The following is a 17734-nucleotide window of genomic DNA, read 5'->3' as shown; positions in this document are numbered from 1 at the left end:
CACCGGCGGGACGGCTTTGCTCACCGTTGGGCATTTGCCTCCGCGATATCACTGTGCCCGGGGACCACGATGGTGCGAAGATCAGCAACGTGTGGGAGGGCATGGCCCGCGGCAGCGTCGAGGACCAAGCAGTGGCGGAGCTATTGCATCGGGCACAGGATGGTCCGGCGGTCTTGCTCGTCGAGGGCGAGGCCGGTATCGGCAAAACCACGCTGCTCTTCGATGCAGCCGAACGTGCGAAATCGCTCGGCTTCGCAGTGTTGACAGCGCATGGGTCGCCCGCGGAACTGGGATATGCGTACGCCGCCGTGGCGGACCTGCTCTCCGGCATCGACGACTCAAGCTTGGCTGCGCTTCCGCCGCGACAGCAGTTGGCGTTGGAGCGAGCTCGATGTGGCCAGCACGTCGAGGGTCCGGAAACCGACGAACGCACCACCGCCACCGCATTCGGGCGGGCGCTTGAAGATCTCAGCGTGCGAGAGCCGGTCTTGCTGACCCTCGACGACGCGCAGTGGTTGGATCCTTCGAGCCGCCGGGTTCTCGGGCTGGTTGGCCAGCGCCTGGCAGGTCGCACAGCGCTCCTGGTGACGCTGCGTAGCAACGAAGGTGATCCAGGCGATCCGACGCGAGCGACTCCCTTCGAGCTGCCCGGGGCGTCCCGTGTTCGCATGCGCCCGCTCGATGCGGACGGCATCCACGGCGTTATTGCCGCGCGCTTGGGTCGCACGCTGCCGCGGCCGGTAGTGACCCGGATCCATCGCACATCGGGCGGAAATCCGCTGTTTGCTCTCGAGCTGGCTCGGGCGGAGTTGAACACCGCTACCAGGACCGCGGGCCTGCCGAACGGGTTGGCGGCATTGGTTCGCGACCGCCTGAGAAGAATCGGCAGTGAGGAGCAGCAGGTACTACTGGCCGCGGCGTGCGCTGCCGACCCGACAGTCGAGGTGGTGAGCCACGCCGTTGACCTACCGGCGGATGCTGTCCTGGCTGCTGTCGGCTCGGCCGAGGCGCTCGGCGTCGTTGCCCTGGCGGGAGGACGAATCCGCTTCAGTCATCCGCTATTTTCCACAGGAGTTGCTGCCAACGCGCTGCCTGCTGACCGCCGCGCAGTACACCGAGCCCTGGCAGAAACCGTCAATGAGCCGGAACTACGTGCCCGTCATCTCGCACTCGCCGCAACAACGGGCGACGAGACAACATTGGCCGCTATCGACACCGGAGCGGACGTGCTCGCGGCGCGCGGCGCGTTGGCCGCTGCAGCCGACCTACTCGAACTTGCTCTGACACGCGGAGGTGACACTCCGCCGCGCCGCATCCGCGCGGCCGAGCTGCACTTCCGTTCGGGATCGGTCACGCTGGCGCGGGCGCATCTGCAGTCGACCCTCGACCACCTGCCTCCTGGCGTTATGCGTGGCCTGGCGTTGGCCCATCTCGGCGCGGTGATGGCCTACGACGATGACTTGACCGGCGCCATCGATGCACTTTCCGAGGCCGCCGAGGAGGCCGCCGGCGCCCCGGCGTTGCGCCTGGTCTGTGAATTACGTCTGGCGCTGGCACTTGCGGTCGCCGGCCGAATGGCCGAAGCGGTGGAACGCGCGCTGCGCGCAATCGCACTCGCCGAGGACCTGGAGACACCCGGGTTACGCAGTCAGGCGTTGGCGCTGTGGGTTACTGCAGCCTTCATCCAGGGGCAGGGCGTTCACGAGCACGCACTGCGCGAAGCGGTGCAGCTCGAAGACCCTAATAGCGGTGCGACCACGTTCCTGCGTGCAGGCGCCGTCGAAGCGGTGATATCGGCCTATGTTGGTGATCTTGGTACGGCCGAGGCGCAGTTGCAGGCGGTCAAGCGCAGCATGACCGCCGTCGGCAATGAGATCGACCTGGTATGGGTCGATAACCGCCTCGCAGCGGTCGCGATCTGGTCGGGCCGCTATGACCTTGCAGAGGACTGGGCACGCGCCGCTGTGCAGCGCGCCGAGCAACTCGATGCCCGGCTGTCGTTGGTGACGGCGTGGACCAAGCGTGCCACCGTCGCGGCGTATCGCGGTCGCGACCACGACGCCCGCGCTGACGCGATGGCGGCGATCGACACCGCCCACGCCATCGGAGCACGACGACAGGTCAAGGAACCGACGCGGGTTTTGGCGTTCCTGGAGGTGTCCCACGGGAACTATGAGGACGCACTTGCCGTGCTGACACCGCTGCTCGAGGAATTCGATCCGCCCCACGAACTGGAGATCGAGGGCGGCGAATATCTTCCGGACGCCGTGGAATCACTCATCGCACTGCGACATCTGCAGCGTGCGGAAACGGTAATCGATGCCCTTGAGCAGCATGGCTGCGAGCGAGACCGGCCCTGGATGATGGCCGTCGGGGCACGTGGTCGCGGCGCGCTGCTGGCCGCGCGCGGTGACCTCGTCGCAGCCCACCGGGCACTCGACGACGCGATGGTGCACCACCAGCGATTGGCCATGCCATTCGAGCGAGCACGCACTCAATTGCTGCTGGGGCAGCTACAGCGGCGGCGGCGTCAACGCCGTGATGCGGCCGTTACCCTCAGCTCCGCGCTCGACACGTTCGACGAACTCGGCGCACCCATTTGGGCCGAACGGGCCCGTACCGAATTGAAACGGCTGGACGCCACGCGCAGCCGAGGCCAGCACCTCACTGCAGCCGAACACCGAATCGCCGGGCTGGCAGCCCAGGGGTTGTCCAATCGCGAAATCGCCACCGAGCTGTTTCTTGCCGAAAAAACGATCGACAGCACGCTCTCCAGCGTCTACCGAAAACTCGCCATCCGTTCCCGCGCAGGACTTGCCGTAGCACTGAATAACATTGCTGGACAAGTGGATTTGTAGCCATTCTCTGGTCAGCGTCGCCACGCCTCCGCACGGTAATAGGCAATTCAGTCCGGCAGCGAAAACGACCAATGCGCCCGCTCTGGCCGAGCGGAATGCCATGGAGCCACAATTTCGGGGATCACCCCCTGCCATTCGCATCGAAAATGGTTGGGCGTCGAGTTCGGCCATTGAACATCCCTGGGACCGACACCGGCGAGGTGTTAACCGGGCGCGCGGTCATTACAACCACGTGGGCGAGTACCGCCGCGGGCCCGCTCCCCTCCACCGATGATCTCAGCGACAACACATCCGCACTTGGTCTGACGACACGCCGGATCGAAGTGCGCGGGCGGATCCGCTTGCACTAGAGTCCATCTCGACCGAGAGGAGTCCCAGGGGTGCGGGCAGTTGATGCGCCCAGCACCCAGGCGTTACGGGGCTGGCAGCGACGGGCGTTGGTCAAGTATCTGGCCGCCAAGCCGCGCGATTTTCTCGCTGTCGCGACCCCCGGGGCCGGTAAGACCACCTTCGCCCTGCGGATCGTCGCCGAGCTACTCGCCGAGGGCACCGTCGAAGCGGTCACCATCGTCGTCCCCACCGAGCACCTCAAGATCCAGTGGGCGCAGGCCGCGGCACGACACGGGATCGCCCTCGACCCCAAGTTCTCCAACTCGAATTCGCAGACCTCCGCGGAGTATCACGGCGTCGTGGTCACCTACGCCCAGGTTGCCAGCCACCCAACCCGGCACCGGGTGCGCACCGAGAACCGCAAAACGCTCGTCGTCTTCGATGAGATCCACCACGGCGGTGACGCCAAGACGTGGGGCGACGCCATCCGGGAGGCGTTCGACGACGCGACTCGGCGGCTGGCGCTCACCGGGACGCCGTTCCGCAGCGACGACAGCCCGATCCCGTTCGTCAACTACGAGGTTGGTCCCGACGGCTTCGCCCGCTCGTCCGCCGACCACACCTACGGCTACTCCGACGCACTGGCCGACGGCGTCGTGCGGCCGGTCATGTTCATGGCGTACTCCGGGGAAGCCCGCTGGCGCGACAGTGCCGGCGAGGAGCACGCGGCCCGCCTGGGTGAGCCGCTGACCGCCGAGCAGACCGCGCGGGCATGGAAGACCGCACTCAACCCCGCCGGCGAATGGATGCCCGCGGTGATCGCAGCAGCCGACACCCGGCTGCGCGGACTTCGCGAACACGTCCCCGACGCAGGCGGCATGATCATCGCCTCCGATCAGACCGCCGCCCGCGCCTACGCCGATCTGCTACTCAAGATCACCGGTGAGGCCCCCACCGTCGTCCTCTCCGATGACAAGGGCGCCTCAGATCGCATCTCGCAGTTCTCGGAGAGCACATCGCGCTGGCTGGTCGCGGTGCGAATGGTGTCCGAAGGTGTCGACGTACCGCGTCTGGCGGTCGGCGTGTACGCCACCAGCGCCTCGACGCCGCTGTTCTTCGCCCAGGCGATCGGCCGGTTCGTGCGGTCCCGGCGGCCCGGCGAGACCGCCTGCATCTTCTTGCCGTCGGTGCCCAACCTGCTGCTGCTGGCCAGCGAGATGGAGGCTCAGCGCAATCACGTGCTGGGCAAGCCGCACCGGGAGAACCTCGACGACGATCCGCTCGAGGCGGAGCTGGCCAAGCAGAACCGCGACGAGCCCGACGAGGGCGACAACAAGATCGAGTATCTGGGCGCCGACGCCGAGCTCGATCAGGTCATCTTCGACGGGTCGTCGTTCGGGACCGCGACGCCGGCCGGCAGCGACGAGGAGGCCGACTACCTCGGCATCCCCGGCCTGCTCGACGCCGAGTCGATGCGAGATCTGTTGCGGCGCAGGCAAGAAGAGCAGATCGAGAAGCGGACCGCCAGCGGTGAGGTGCCACGGCTGACCACGCACGGCCAGCTGCGGGATCTGCGCCGCGAACTCAACGCCCTGGTGTCGCTGGCCCACCACCGCACCGGCAAGACGCACGGTCAGATCCACAACGAACTGCGGCGGGTCTGCGGCGGACCACCGGTGGCCGCAGCCACCACCGATCAGCTGAAGGCCCGCATCGAAGCCGTTCGCAGCCTGACCTCGTCGTAAACCAGTTACGCTGCCGCCATGACGCCAGCCGGCCTCTCTGGAATCCCCACGGCGCCAGGGCGTCTGCCGTTGATCGGCCACGCCCACATGGTCACGGGCGATCCCCGCGAGTTGCTGCTGCGCGCTCCCGGCATCGGCCCGATCGTCCGGGTGTATCTGGGCCCGCGGGCCTCCTACCTGCTCACCACCCCGGAGCTGATCCGCGACGTCAGCGTCGGCCGCGCGGGTGCTTTCCACCGCGAGCCGATGCGCGAGGCGATCCACGAATTGGTCAGCGGCGCGACCAATGTCCTCAGCGGGCCCGAACACGACTTGCGGCGCCGACTGATCGCCCCGGTTTTTCGGCAACGCCGTCTCACCGAGTACGGGCTCACGGTCGCGGCGATCGCCGACGACTGGTCGGGCTCACTTGTCAGCGGGACCCAGACCGACTTGCGGGCCAGCGTGCACCAGCTGGTGATGCGCACCATGCTGGCAACGCTGTTCCGCGCCCAATCCGACGCCGAGGAGATCGACGTCATCCGCGAGCGAACCCCTTGGCTGCTCAGCGAAGTCATCATTCGCGGCGCCCTGCCCAAGACCGCGAGACAGTTGCGGCTGCTGGCCAACCGCCGATTCATCTCCGACTCGAGGCGGGTGCGCTCCGCGCTGAGGTCACTCATCGAGCGACGGCGCCACGCACCCGACGAGGGAGACATGCTCTCGGCACTTCTGCATCACGTCGACGAGGAGACCGGGGCGACGCTGTCCGATGACGACCTCGTCGACGAACTGCTGCTGGCACTGGCGGCGAGCATCGGATCTCAATCGTCGATGTTCTCCTGGCTCATCTACGAGACGAGTCGCGCGCCCGACATCACCGCGAGGATTCGATACGAGCTGGACTCCGTAGTCGGTTCTCGCCCTGTGGAAGTGGGCGATGTTCCCGCACTGCGCTACCTGCGCAACGTTCTCACCGAGACGCTACGAATGTGGGCACCGTGGATCAGCATCCTCACCGCCGACGGACCGGTACACATCGGCGGGGTCGAGTTCCCGGACGGCACCAACATCTTGTTCAGCCCGTTGATGATCCATCTGCAGGACCAGTACTTCCCCCATGCCTCGACCTTCGACCCCGACCGCTGGGAATCCGACTCGGTGGACCGCGAGGTCATGATGGCGTTCGGCCTGGGGCAACGACATTGCCCCGGAAGCCAATTCGCGTTGTTGTCCATCACTTTGCAAGCCGCGGCGCTGTTCTCCCGATGGGACATCCGGTTGCCCGCCGGTTTCGAGGTCAAGCCGCAAGCCAAGGACTTCGTCCTGTCGCCGGCCGCCCTGCCGGTGGTGTTCTCGCCTCGACACCCTAGCTAGCGGGCCGCGGTCTTCTCCACGATGTCGCACACTCGCGGTACACCGTCTCCGGTCGCCTGCAGGCGTGCGCCGAACGCTTCGGCCCGGCGGCGCATCTGCGGATCCAAGATGGCATCGATCCCCGCGCCGAGAGTGTCGGCCCGCAACTTGGTGAACGGCACATGCGCGCCGACACCGAGCTTTTCGACCTGGTGGCCCCACACCGGCTGATCGAAGGACACCGAGCACACCAGAGTCGGCAGTCCCGCCCGCAGGCTCTCGAAGAGGGTGCCGATGCCACCGTGGTGGACGGCTGCCTTGCAGTGCGGGAAGACCAGGTCGTGAGCCAGCGCATCGACGACCTTGACGTTGTCGGAGGTGTTCCGCAGTTCAGGGCTCAGGGTGGCGCCGCCGACGCTGACCAGCGCCCGCTCGCCGGTTCGTTCGCAGATGTGCTCGATCATGTCGAGCACCGAACCGAAATCCAGGATGGGCATGCTGCCGAACCCGAAGAAGATCGGCGGTGTGCCGCCGTCCACCCACTGGAGTACCTCGGCGTGGTCTTCGGCCGACTCGCCGATCGCCGCCCGGGCCGACTGCGGCAACCACAGGAAGCCGACCATGGGACGCGACGAGCCCCACTCCTGCGCCAGCCCCGGCACGAACGCGGGGTCGTACATTTGCAGCTCTGGGACATTGCGTTGGGCGAGAATCGATTCCGTGCTGGCCCACGATCGCGGCAAACCGAGCTTGCCGCGAAGGTTGTTGAGGTACTTGCCGAACACCACGGTCCGCAGTCGCTCGATCGCGGACCACGCGACACGGGTGAACACGCCGGGCACCGTCCAGTTCGCCGGCACCGAGCCCGGCGGCGCGTACAAACTGTTCTTGCGGCACGGGTAGGTGTGCAGGGTCACCATCGGAATGCCCAGGGACTCAGCCACGATCGCCGACCGGTCCTCACTGAAGGTGGTGCAGACGATCATCTCCGCCCCGCTGGAGATGTCGATCAGCTCGTCGTCCATCCGGTCGGCGTATTCCGACATCTGCTTCGACACCATCGACATCAGCTTGAACGTGCTGCCCGCCGCCAAGGCCTTCTGACCCTCCGGAGAGGAGTACAAGGCATGGACGTCGGGACCGAATTGGCGCGCGGTCAGACCTGCTTTTGCGACGAAGTCGACGAAATTCGGTGGTGCGCCGATGATCACGTCATGGCCGCGACGCTCGAGTTCCAAACCGAGCGCAACCCCGGGCTGAACGTCCCCGCGACTGCCGACCAGCGGTATGAGGATCCGCACTCTTGGGCCCCTTTCTAGTGGTAGGCCAAACCCTGGCCGACGATGGCGAGGTAGAACACGATCACGAAAAGCGTTGGCAATCCTCGCGGGTGGACCTCGACCCGCCGCACGAAGAAGATCCACGCCGACAGGCACGGCAACGCCACAGTCGCGACGGGCGCCCAGGCAATCGGCGACCAGTGCCCCGCCCAATTCCACGGCGAGGTGACCAGCAGCTCCACCAGCACGGCCGACAACCCGAGAACCAACACCGCGAGTCCGCTTGCGGTGGGCCCGATGACCCGCGAATACGACCGCAGGTCATCGGCTGCTGCCACCCGAGTGGTCTTGCGCGCCAACTCCACATGCAGGAAGGCGGTGGTGAACACCAGCAGGATGGCGGCCCGCTGTCCCCAGGACGCGTCTGCGACACCCGGCAGGCCCGTCATCGCGAAACCCGTTGCCAGGAACTGCGCGGGACATGCCGCCGCCAGGTTCACCAGCGGGTTATCCCGCACCACCGGAACCCGCGATTCCACCCACCACAGGACAAGGCTGTAGCCGAGGATGAACGCCACGAGCAGCGCCGTCCAGACCGAGACCGTCGCGCCCACCAGTACGGCCATCGCGGCAGCCGGGACCATCGCGATCCGCAACTCCCGGGTGCTGATTCGGCCTTGGACCAGAGGCCGGTCCGGGTTGTACACCCGGTCGTACTCCAGATCCTTCTGGTCGTCGACCATGCGCAGGAAGGCACCGGCGGCGTTGAGCGCCACGATCTTCAGCGCGGTATCCCAGGACGGCCGCCACGGCCCGGGCGACTGCCCGACCACCACGACCATGCACTCGACTGCGATCACCCACAGCGCCAGATAGACGGGATAGACCGGCAGGCATCGTTCGACGAGGAACGCGCCGATACCGCCCGTCCTCCGCAGGACCGTCATTCCATGAAGGCCAGTTCGACGGTGGCCCTGGTCTGACCCGACTGCGTGATGTCGCCTCGGAAGGTCAGCGGGTCGGCACCATCGCGTGTCATCGACACCGTGCTCACCGAATCCAGTTCGGCGAACGACCGGAACCCGATCTTCAGCCACGCCGGACCGACCAGGTCCTGCGCACGAGAGTCGGCTATCACCAGGGAAAGCTGTCGAGCGGCCTCGATGATGAGTCCGCCGGGCAGATGGTCGAGGGGATGGTCGAAGAGCGTCGCGTGACTGATGTCCACCACGAGCGGCGCGCTCGCCGCGCCGCCCTCCGCCGCCTGCGCGGGGGCACCGATCACCACGTTCTCCATCCGCGTCCGGCCGACCGACCGAGGATCGGCCGGAGCCGGCTGCGGCCCCGGGTCCCAAGACGCGCCAGCCCGCAGGCGGTCCCACTTCTCCAACGGCATCCAGTTGAACGCGGCCGACAGCTCCATCATCTTCGTGCCGTCATGGGCCACGACGGCACGGACTTCCAGACCATGCACCGCGTCATGGCCGTCATGACGGAATTCCTTCTGCACCGCCATGTTCAGTTCCAGATCCAGCATCTCGGACCCGCACACCAGATGGTCTAAGTCGACCACGGCCAGTTCGTACAGCCGCACGGTGTGCCGGGCGTCCGGCGGTGCGTCATAGAACAGATGGCTGCCCGCGATGCATGCCTGCCGAAACGCCTCCAGGACGAGGAGCGGATCGTAGTACGACCGCTGCCGCCCTAATCCGTCGGAGTGAAAGCTGTGCAGGCGTGGCAGTTGGGCATGCGCTGTCCAGGTGTCCCCTTGGCCGCCCATCGAGGTGACAAGCACCTCGGAGACCGCACGCTTGTGCACCAACTCTCGGCGGATCGTCTGAGAATATTTCTCCCCGTTCATATCCCGTCACTCCCCTGTCGGTGCATCGGAAGATAGGAGGACTCGATCACGATCCGGAACCACGGATCGACGTCGATGCCTCGTTTCTCTGCATCCACCAATGCGGCCAGCCATTCCTCACCGGATCGGGGTCGATCCCACACATCGACCCCACCAAGGCCCTGCCAGACGGCGTCCTGCGCGGCGGTGAGGTCACCGCTTCGCAGGTCAAGGCCGGACTCGATGCCGTCGACGATGCGCACGGCATCTGCTGTTGCGTCGGCGCCGTGGACGCATGCGGAAATCACGGCGCTCAGTTGCGGATCGGGAAAGTAGATGCTCATTTCCCGCAACACATCGTCGGGGTCGTCGGGGGTATGAACTTTGTTCAGCAGATAAGTTCCGGCCGCCAGCGCATGCCGGAGGTGATGAGGCTGCCGCTGCACCGGGTCGGCAGGGCCTTTGTCCGCCGTGAGCCGGACCGACACCGGCTGCTCAGCGTCGGGATGGCTGACGACGAGAACCAACGACGGTGACAGCGCGGCGAGCCGGTCGGCAACCCGGCGGCGCTCGGCGGTGGCGCGGTGCCAGTTGAAATACCACAACGCCCGTAGATGCAGATACGTCAGTTGCACCGGGTACGCCCCCACGATGAGGTAGCCGTGGTCGAGCAGCCAGGTGATGGCCGATCCCATCGCTGCGGTGACGGCCGCATCAGGCTTGAGCAGCATCAGTGCATACTCGTGGGCGAAGGTGACACGGTCGACGTTCATCGAGGCGAGCGCATCGCACGTCTCGATGAAGTAGGTGTCCGAGTCATACCTGCTGCCGGTGCGGATCATGCGGAACTCCTCTTGGCCTGCAACCGGTCCAAGACCTCGGCGACCGATGGCTCGGGCCTTCCCAAATAGCCAGTGCGTAAGCAGGAGTCGAGAAGGCGCCGGAAGTAGCCGGCACCGATGGCGGGCGGGGTCACACCAAGTCGATCGCGGCTGTTGGTGCTGTCGAACTCCAGGCGCCGTCGCAGGTAGCTCGTATAGAGGACCCCGACCTTGTCGAAATAGCGGCGCTCGATGTCGTCGAGGTCAGACTCGCTGAACGTGCTGGGCGGCACGAAATCAGGTATGCAGAAGGACGGATACTCGGCCAGGACGTCGGAGACGGTGCGAAGCGACAGTGCGTTGGCGCCCACCGCATGGAATGTCCGTCCGATATTGTCGTCGAACGTCTCCACGGCGGCCGAGATGACGTCGGCGACATGGCCGATCGGGACCAGTCCCAATGTCGCGGAATAGTTCCCGGGCAGCGTCCGCAGTCTGCCCTCGACGATCACCTTGAGCAGCTGGTAGATGTGCTTGTAGACCTCGGTATTCCCGGTGCGGTATTCGCCGGTCACGATGCCGGGGCGGACGACCACCGACCGGACTCCGGCTGCGGCGACCAGTTTTTCGGCCCGATACTTGCTGTGTTCGTAGGCGTTGCTGAACCGCTGACCGATATCGAGCTGATCCTCGGAGAAGACCCCTTCGGTGTCGCCGCAGACATAGGTGGTGCTCACATAGACCAGGCCGGCATCCGCGCGGCGCGCCAAGGCCAGTGCATTGGCCGTGCCGTCGACGTTGATCTCGGTGTAGCGCTGCTCAGGCAGCCCGAAGTCGGTGACCGCGGCGGAATGCACCACCACGTCAACGTCGTTCGCGAGTTTCGACACGGTCTGGTCGTCGAGGCCGAAGTCTTCGCTACGGACGTCTCCGGTCAGCATTCGTGCACCGGCGACCGGACGATCGTGAATCAGCGCGATCACGGTATACCCGCGCCGGGACAAACGGGCGACGACGCCGGAGCCGACGTGCCCGGCGGCACCCGTGACCAGCACCGTCCTGCTCATGTCGATTCCTTTTGCGCCTGAACGAGATTCACCAGATCACCGACGGTCACGACGCCGGCGAGCATTTCCTGGTCGAGCTGCGGCAGCTCGAAGGCGCGCTCGGCGGCGATCGACAGCTCGAGCAGTCGCAGCGAGGTGTATCCGAGATCGCCGATCAGAGCGCTGCCCAACCCCGGCTCCCCCGCCGTCTCGGGGGCCATCGCCGCGACCAGCGCCAAAACCTCATCACCGATGTCGCTCATGGGGTAGGCCTCGCACAGGGTTGGGCTCCGCCGGTGGTCAGCAGATCGCGGGTCTCGTCGAGTTCGACGTAGGCACCGAAATATCCGCCCATCCGCAGCCAGTGGTATCCGTACCGGATGGTGCGTTGCCACTCCTCCCTCGACGCGAACGACGACGGGAAGTTCTCACCGCAGGTGACCTTGCGCACCTCGGCAACGAACGCATCGAGTTCCTGGTGTACCGATCCTGCGTCGTCCTCATCGGCGATCGAGAGCTCGCTGAGGCCGCGAGCGTTCTGGGCCAACCGTGGATGCTCGGGTACCAGCATGTCCAGCCTGCTCACCAGCACCGGGTCGGCAGGCAGCGGGGTGATTCCCCAGGCGCTGGCCAGGATTCGGACCGCCATGGTCACAATCCGTCGCCCGCACAGTGAAGCGACCCGCCACTGCCCGTCTTTGACAGCTCCGCTGAAATCTTCGCGCGCGTTCTCGAGCACCATGTTGGCCAACAGCAACGCCCCCGCGCACTCGGCGAAAGCCCGTGCACCCAGCGGGGATCGAACGATATCCCGATCGGTGATGGCACCGTCGATCGTGATCGCCGGGCGCTGGTTGGACGGCAGCGGTGTGAGCGGGCGCCCGGGTGCGCACATCGCCGCCACCGGTGTGATCACTGCCCCTCCCCGCCATGCCAGCCCGACGAGGCCGTGGTCGACGAACAGCGCGATGTGATTCACGGCAGCCTGGGTGGTGGCGATCGACTCACCGAAGATCACCTTCCGCCATGATTGGGCGCAGTCGGCGGACAGGACGAACACGTCGGTCTTGTCGCGCACGACATGGGTGGCGGTTCCGATCGGCCAGGTGGTGACTCCGGGCACCCGCCGTAGTACGACGTTCGTGGGATCGAGCGAAATTTTCGGACCGCCCAATCGCGCGGCCAATTCCAGTGCCCGCTCGATGATGTCCCGGCTCGAATCCGTTGACGTGGCTGTCGCGTCGAGGGTTTCGTAGTCATCCAGAAGTGCCGCGAGAGTCACGTCGGCGTCGCGCGAGAGCCGAGCGATCTGTTCCGGCAGCCACTTGATCTCGATGTAACCCTCACCGTGGGCGGCGAGGAACGCTTTCATCTGCTGCGCCATGCCTTCTCGTACCCACCGCACGGCCTCGTAGCCGTCACCGAGCAGGGTCAGCGCGACGGCATGTCGCAGGCATCCGCCGGCCCGCCGGCGCCACCACGAGCTGAGCAAGGTGGTGAGCTCGGCGTAGGAGACGATGTCGAGAAGCTGCTCGTAGTCGGGTCCGACGTACAGCGGGATACCGCGCAGGAACCGCTGAACCCGGTTGAGGAGGTCCTCGGACACCCCGGCCACCGACCCAGTGTCGATCGCCCGCCTGACCTTCAGTAGCCGTTCGCGAATCTGCTCATGCGATTGGGCCCGAATCTCCACTCGGCGGCCGTCGACGAACAGGACCGTGGGCATCACCGCCTGTGTGGCTGTGCCGGGCACCAACAACAGGAAGTCGATGTCCGAGCCTTCGTTGCCGAATCCCTCGGCGAGCGATCCCTCGAAATGCACTGTCGCATCGTCGGGAATCACGGCGAGCTCGCGGGCTTGCTCGAACAGAGCGCGGATCCGCTGGAGCCCCTGCACGTCTCGATTCGGGCCACCGATGGCGAGCAATCGGGACCTGCTGAATCGGCCCGAGCGCCACTGTTGCCACATGTGCGCCCGACGCGGCTTGCCACTCGACGTCCGGGACAGCGTTCCGCGCGGTGTGCTGATCAGCCACAGCGGGGCTTCCTCACCGACGTTCGCCTGCAGGGATCTGAGTGCGGCGGCGATCATCTCGGGGGTCACCTTCATGTGTTCGATGAACACCGCGACACCGGGCCGCTCGGCTTCGTTCACCGCGACGGCGACCACGCGACTCGGGGCGATCCCGAGCGCATCGGCGGTGGTCACGTCCAAGTCTTCGGTGAAGACACTGCGCCCGTTGATCTTCAGGCTCGTCCCCATCCGGCCCAGTACGTGCAATTGGCCGTCGAGCAGGAATCCGGCATCACCGGTGCGCAGTTCGTCGTCGACGAACCGCGTGGTGCTGTCGCAATCCCCGTGGTATCCCTGCCCCACCGACGGCCCGGACAGGACGATCTCGCCCAACATCCCGTCGGGCAGCCGGTCACCGGACTCGTCGGTGATCCAGACCGCATGTCCTGGCGCGGCCTTGCCGACCGACACCACCCAATCGCTGCCGGTGTCGGCGGTGATATCGCCTGTCACGCGCGCGAGCACCCGAACCGGATGGCCATGACGCAACGCGGTCCGGTCCACCCGGACCATCCGGTGCGGCTCACCCAGCCGGTGCGAGGTGGCGAACAAGGTGTGTTCGGCGAGTCCGTACGAGGGCATGAAGGCTTCCGGGGAAAAACCATGGCCCGCAGTGAGTTCGGTGAACGCCCGCAGATGGGCCGGGTTGATCGGCTCCGCCCCGACGACCAGCGTCCGAAGTCCTGACAGATCGATGCCACCGAGATCATCCGGAGTGAGCCTGGTGCTGGTGTACACCAGCCCGAACGACGGGGATGCGGTGTGCTGCGAGGTGGCGGCCGCTTTCAGCCACCGCAGCGGGTCACGGATGAATTGGTCGGGCCGCATCAGTTGCAGAAAGCGCTGCCGCGTCATGGCCTGGAAGAGCACGCCGATCAGCCCCATGTCGTGATACAGCGGAAGCCAGGAGACACCGACCTGGCCGTCGGCCATCCCGCAGAGCTCTTCCATCACATCGAGGTTGGCGGCCAGGCTGTGCCAGCCGATGCTGGCACCGCGAGGTGCGCTCGTCGAACCCGAGGTCATCTGCAGCAGCACGGCGGGGGCGGGCTCGGCGAGCTCGTCCAGTAGGCCGCACTTCGGAACACCATCGATGGCAATGAGTTTGGGCTCGCGAGCAAGACCGGCTATCGCACGGCGCGCCAGCTCGACGAAAGCGGACGACACCACCATCGCGCGGCAGCCCGATGCCCCGAGGATGCCGCGCAGGTGGGTGGTGTACTGATCGGGCGGTTGGAACATCGGCGGCACGATCGGGGTGAGCGTGGCGCCTGCGGCCAGCACCCCGAACATCGTCGACAAGCACAGGTCGGAGGTCGGCATCAGCACGCTGACGACGTCACCCGGCCGCACACCGTCGTCGATCAGCCGGCGCGCGATGCGTCGCGCATTGTCGGCCAGCACGCGGTAGGTGACGTAGTCCCAGCCGTTCTTGTCATTGGCCAGGTGAATCCCGGTGTCGTCCCGTGGCTGCATCAACCAGCCGCGGATGCGGTCGACGTCGCTCATGACCCGGGTTCTTCCACCAAGACCACCCGGCCAGTGGATCCGTCGACCCTCAGCGTCATTCCGGTGCGAACCGCGTCGGTCAGGCCGTCGATCTGCACGACGGTCGGCACTCCGAGTTCGCGGGCGATGATCGCCACATGGGTGAGGGGGGACGCGCGCTCGATGAGGAGCGCGGATGCGAACGGCAGGGCCGACGCCCAGCCCGGGTCGGTCCGGTATGCCACCAGGATGCCGCTGGAGAAGTCCTGCGGCTTCTCCACCACGACCGCGCGGCCGGTGACCACGCCTGGGCTGGACGGCGTCCCGGTCAGCACGGTGCCGGCGGGCGCGTGCGTCGACTCTTCGGCCTGCCGCCAGCCGGCCCGGGCCAACTCGTGCTCTGAGTAGTCGGATCCGGTTGTGGTGAACCGGGCGGGCGCGGCGAATCGTGAGTAGCTGTCCTGCAGCAGTTTTCGGCGACGGATCACCGACTGCGCGGCGGCGGTGGTCATCGCGCCCTCATAGAGATCGAACAGCTCGTCGATACGCAACAGGAAAACATCGGAGCGGTGGTCGATCGTTCCCCGTTGCTCCAATTCCCGACCCATCACCCCCACAAGCGATTTCAGAATGCCGAAGCCCTGAGTGCGGCAGAAACGCAGATGCTCGCGGTGCGTCGCCGCGCGTTGGACCTTTCGCCGCAACGCATCGAACACCGTTCGGCGCCGACCTGGCAGGTGTGCATCGAGGTAGTCCTCGACCGAGCTCCCGGCGTGCTCGCGCCGCCCGGCGGTGTCCATCCGCAGCAGATGAAAGATCCCGGCGGGATCTTGGCGCAGGTCCGGTGTTTCGAGCTTGAGTTCGTCCAGACACCGATACCCGAAGCGATCGATGTACTTCTCGATCCTGGAATGCAGCTCTTGCCATATGGACGCGCCGTCGTCGGCGCGTTCGGCGAGATGCGCGTACGCGACCGAGGGCTCGGCTGACGCGATGAACTCATCGAGTTCGGGGTGCTCCCGGACGAAGGCGGCGATGTCGGCCAGCTCCCTGGCCGGTTCGACGGAGATCACGTCCGGCTCGGGGTTGACGACGGCGAACTGCACCCATTCCGGCGCACCGCGCAGGAACACTTTCGTGAGCACGGCCAGCGAGCCGACCATGGTCAGCAACATGGCGTCGAGCACCATCATCGGGCCCCACAGGTCGGCGACTTCGTCGTAGATCTGGCGGAACATCCGGTATGCCGACGGTCCGTCCATCGCCGATACGTCCATCAGACCGTGGCGGTCGATGAAGTCGACGAACGTCTCGTCGAAGTCGTCGATCATGGCATCGACGGATCTGATGCTGCGCAGGTAGGCGATGGCCGTGCGGCCGCGCGAAACCGCTTTTTGGACCGGATTCGCAAAGGTGAACGGACGCAACCCATTTGCCGTCGCACGGTCGAGTGGTTCGCTGACGCCGAGCGCGACTTCCAGGACCCGTCGGTTCAGCGGATAGCCCGGCGCGATGCCCACCATCCGGTACCAGTGCAGCAGGTTGTAGTAGACGTGGCCGTGGAACTGGCCCAGCATCACCGGCAGCCACGATTCCATCTGTTCGAGCTGGGCGGGTGGGACTTTCAGGCTCCGGGCGTAGGCCCGGTAGACGTCGCCGTACAGTTTGCGGGCCGTGGTGAAGGTCAGTGGCGACGTGACACCGGAGAAGCTCTCGATGATGTTCGAGTTGTCCCAAATGCGGATCCCGTCGGTGAATTCTCCGAAATGCTCAGCTGTGAGGTCGAACTCGCGATGAAGGGTGGTGACCGGTCGGGATTGCAGGATCCAGGTGCTGGTGTCGTCACAGGCCCACTCGACATCCTGCGGGCAGCCGAAATGCTGTTCGAGCCGAATCCCCAAGTCCACCAACGCGGCACGCAGTGCAGGGCCGACGCTGGTTTCCTGCTGACGGTCGACCGGCACGCCGACGGTGGCAACTCCGCCGCCTGCGGCGCTGACCATCATCTCGCTCTTGGCCGAGACCATCTCGTCGAGGATTCGGCCAGTGTCCTTGTCGATGCTCACCGAGTCGGAGTCGACGGAGCCGGAAACCAGACCCTCACCAAGGCCCAGTACGCCGTTGATCACCAGCCGGTCTGGCGCACCCGTAAGCGGGTCGACGGTGAACATCACCCCGCTGCTGTGGGGTGTCAACGATCGCTGGATCACGACCGCGAGGGCGACCTCGCCGAAGTCGAGCCCGCGCACATGGCGGTACCGGGTGGCACGTTGGGAGAAGGCCGACGCCCAGCAACGCCGCACCGCGTCTTCGGTGGCATCGAGCCCGGCCACATTCAAGAATGTGTCGAACAGTCCCGCAAACGAATCGCGCTCACCGTCTTCTTGTCGCCCGGACGAACGGACGGCCACAGTTTCGGCACCGACATAGTCGAGCGCCGCCGCAATGGCGTCCCGAATGTCGGCCGGCATGGTCAATTCGCACAGCGCGGTTTCGGCGGTCGCCGCCTCCGTAAGGCGTTCGGCCAACGAGAGCGGTGCTGGGCTGATGCTCACGCCGGCGGCCGCACAGGCTTTCTCGAAGGCTTCGGTGCCGAGGATGGCCCACCGTGGCACGGGGAAACCGGCGGCCGTCAGGTCGCACAGGGTGCGCGCTTTTCCGCCGGCCAGTAGTCGCAACTGCTCGTCGGATTCTTGCCCCGTGAGGAGGATCGGCACCGCGCGCCCTTCGTGTCGGTTCCGCGATATCTCAAGCGATGAGATCGGGTGCCGACGTTAGGGATCCAGTTCCGCTACCGGTTCCAAGTTTCGAGACTATTGAATTCAGATGTGGCATGACTGTCCCCCCGACAGGTAAAGCCCACGGCCCCTTTCGGCACCACCGATGGCTGAATGCTTACCACACGCAGTGGCACGTC

11 protein-coding genes are annotated in these 17734 nt (G+C 66.0%); 3 read left to right on the top strand and 8 right to left on the bottom strand.

The features are described from left to right. Positions 1–89 precede the first annotated feature (89 nt). From AB4879_RS20655 to AB4879_RS20645, 3 genes are all read left to right on the top strand, one after another. Entirely contained in the window at positions 90–2858 is a 2769-nt protein-coding gene (locus AB4879_RS20655) for an AAA family ATPase (RefSeq protein ID WP_370509081.1), read from the top strand. A 380-nt stretch (positions 2859–3238) separates the two neighbouring features. Next, entirely contained in the window at positions 3239–4933 is a 1695-nt protein-coding gene (locus tag AB4879_RS20650) for a DEAD/DEAH box helicase (protein WP_102805241.1), read from the top strand. Positions 4934–4951: 18 nt separating this feature from the next. Further along, positions 4952–6289 (top strand): cytochrome P450, encoded by a 1338-nt coding sequence (locus tag AB4879_RS20645; protein ID WP_370509080.1) that lies wholly within the window; start codon positions 4952–4954, stop codon positions 6287–6289. Here the strand turns inward: AB4879_RS20645 and AB4879_RS20640 are convergent. From AB4879_RS20640 to AB4879_RS20605, 8 genes are read right to left on the bottom strand one after another with little or no spacing between them, the layout of a single operon-like run. Next, a complete protein-coding gene (locus tag AB4879_RS20640; RefSeq protein ID WP_370509079.1) occupies positions 6286–7569 on the bottom strand; it encodes a glycosyltransferase in 1284 nt (427 codons plus the stop codon). The genes AB4879_RS20645 and AB4879_RS20640 overlap by 4 nt on opposite strands. Before the next feature lie 14 nt (positions 7570–7583). After that, positions 7584–8495 (bottom strand): UbiA family prenyltransferase, encoded by a 912-nt coding sequence (locus AB4879_RS20635; protein WP_370509078.1) that lies wholly within the window; start codon positions 8493–8495, stop codon positions 7584–7586. After that, positions 8492–9409 carry an AfsA-related hotdog domain-containing protein gene (locus AB4879_RS20630; protein ID WP_370509077.1) on the bottom strand — a complete coding sequence of 306 codons (918 nt, stop codon included), beginning with the start codon at positions 9407–9409 and terminating at the stop codon, positions 8492–8494. The genes AB4879_RS20635 and AB4879_RS20630 overlap by 4 nt, the downstream gene beginning before the upstream one ends. After that, on the bottom strand, positions 9406–10230 hold the full coding sequence (locus tag AB4879_RS20625; RefSeq protein WP_370509076.1) for a nucleoside-diphosphate kinase: 825 nt from the start codon (positions 10228–10230) through the stop codon (positions 9406–9408). Before AB4879_RS20625 ends, AB4879_RS20630 begins: the two co-directional genes overlap by 4 nt. Further along, positions 10227–11276, bottom strand: coding sequence for an SDR family oxidoreductase (locus AB4879_RS20620; protein ID WP_370509075.1), 1050 nt, complete (start codon positions 11274–11276; stop codon positions 10227–10229). Before AB4879_RS20620 ends, AB4879_RS20625 begins: the two co-directional genes overlap by 4 nt. Next, the gene (locus tag AB4879_RS20615; RefSeq protein ID WP_370509074.1) at positions 11273–11518 is read right to left on the bottom strand and encodes an acyl carrier protein; all 246 of its coding nucleotides are present in this window, start codon (positions 11516–11518) and stop codon (positions 11273–11275) included. The genes AB4879_RS20620 and AB4879_RS20615 overlap by 4 nt, the downstream gene beginning before the upstream one ends. Then, positions 11515–14838, bottom strand: a complete 3324-nt coding sequence (locus tag AB4879_RS20610) for an AMP-binding protein (protein WP_370509073.1) — start codon at positions 14836–14838, stop codon at positions 11515–11517. Before AB4879_RS20610 ends, AB4879_RS20615 begins: the two co-directional genes overlap by 4 nt. Continuing rightward, positions 14835–17534: a phosphoenolpyruvate synthase gene (locus AB4879_RS20605; RefSeq protein ID WP_370509072.1), complete on the bottom strand. Its 2700-nt coding sequence runs from the start codon at positions 17532–17534 to the stop codon at positions 14835–14837. The genes AB4879_RS20610 and AB4879_RS20605 overlap by 4 nt, the downstream gene beginning before the upstream one ends. Positions 17535–17734: the final 200 nt, after the last annotated feature.

Origin of the sequence: Mycobacterium sp. SA01, assembly GCF_041287105.1 — a bacterium.
Taxonomy (GTDB): Bacteria; Actinomycetota; Actinomycetes; order Mycobacteriales; family Mycobacteriaceae; genus Mycobacterium.
This window is presented reverse-complemented; position numbering and strand designations above follow the sequence as displayed.

What these genes read in the sequence shown, in the direction of transcription:
- AB4879_RS20615 (WP_370509074.1), bottom strand. Translation starts at nt 11,518, where the DNA reads ATGAGCGACATCGGTGATGAGGTTTTGGCGCTGGTCGCGGCGATGGCC.
- AB4879_RS20610 (WP_370509073.1), bottom strand. Translation starts at nt 14,838, where the DNA reads ATGAGCGACGTCGACCGCATCCGCGGCTGGTTGATGCAGCCACGGGAC.
- AB4879_RS20620 (WP_370509075.1), bottom strand. Translation starts at nt 11,276, where the DNA reads ATGAGCAGGACGGTGCTGGTCACGGGTGCCGCCGGGCACGTCGGCTCC.
- AB4879_RS20645 (WP_370509080.1), top strand. Translation starts at nt 4,952, where the DNA reads ATGACGCCAGCCGGCCTCTCTGGAATCCCCACGGCGCCAGGGCGTCTG.
- AB4879_RS20625 (WP_370509076.1), bottom strand. Translation starts at nt 10,230, where the DNA reads ATGATCCGCACCGGCAGCAGGTATGACTCGGACACCTACTTCATCGAG.
- AB4879_RS20635 (WP_370509078.1), bottom strand. Translation starts at nt 8,495, where the DNA reads ATGACGGTCCTGCGGAGGACGGGCGGTATCGGCGCGTTCCTCGTCGAA.
- AB4879_RS20630 (WP_370509077.1), bottom strand. Translation starts at nt 9,409, where the DNA reads ATGAACGGGGAGAAATATTCTCAGACGATCCGCCGAGAGTTGGTGCAC.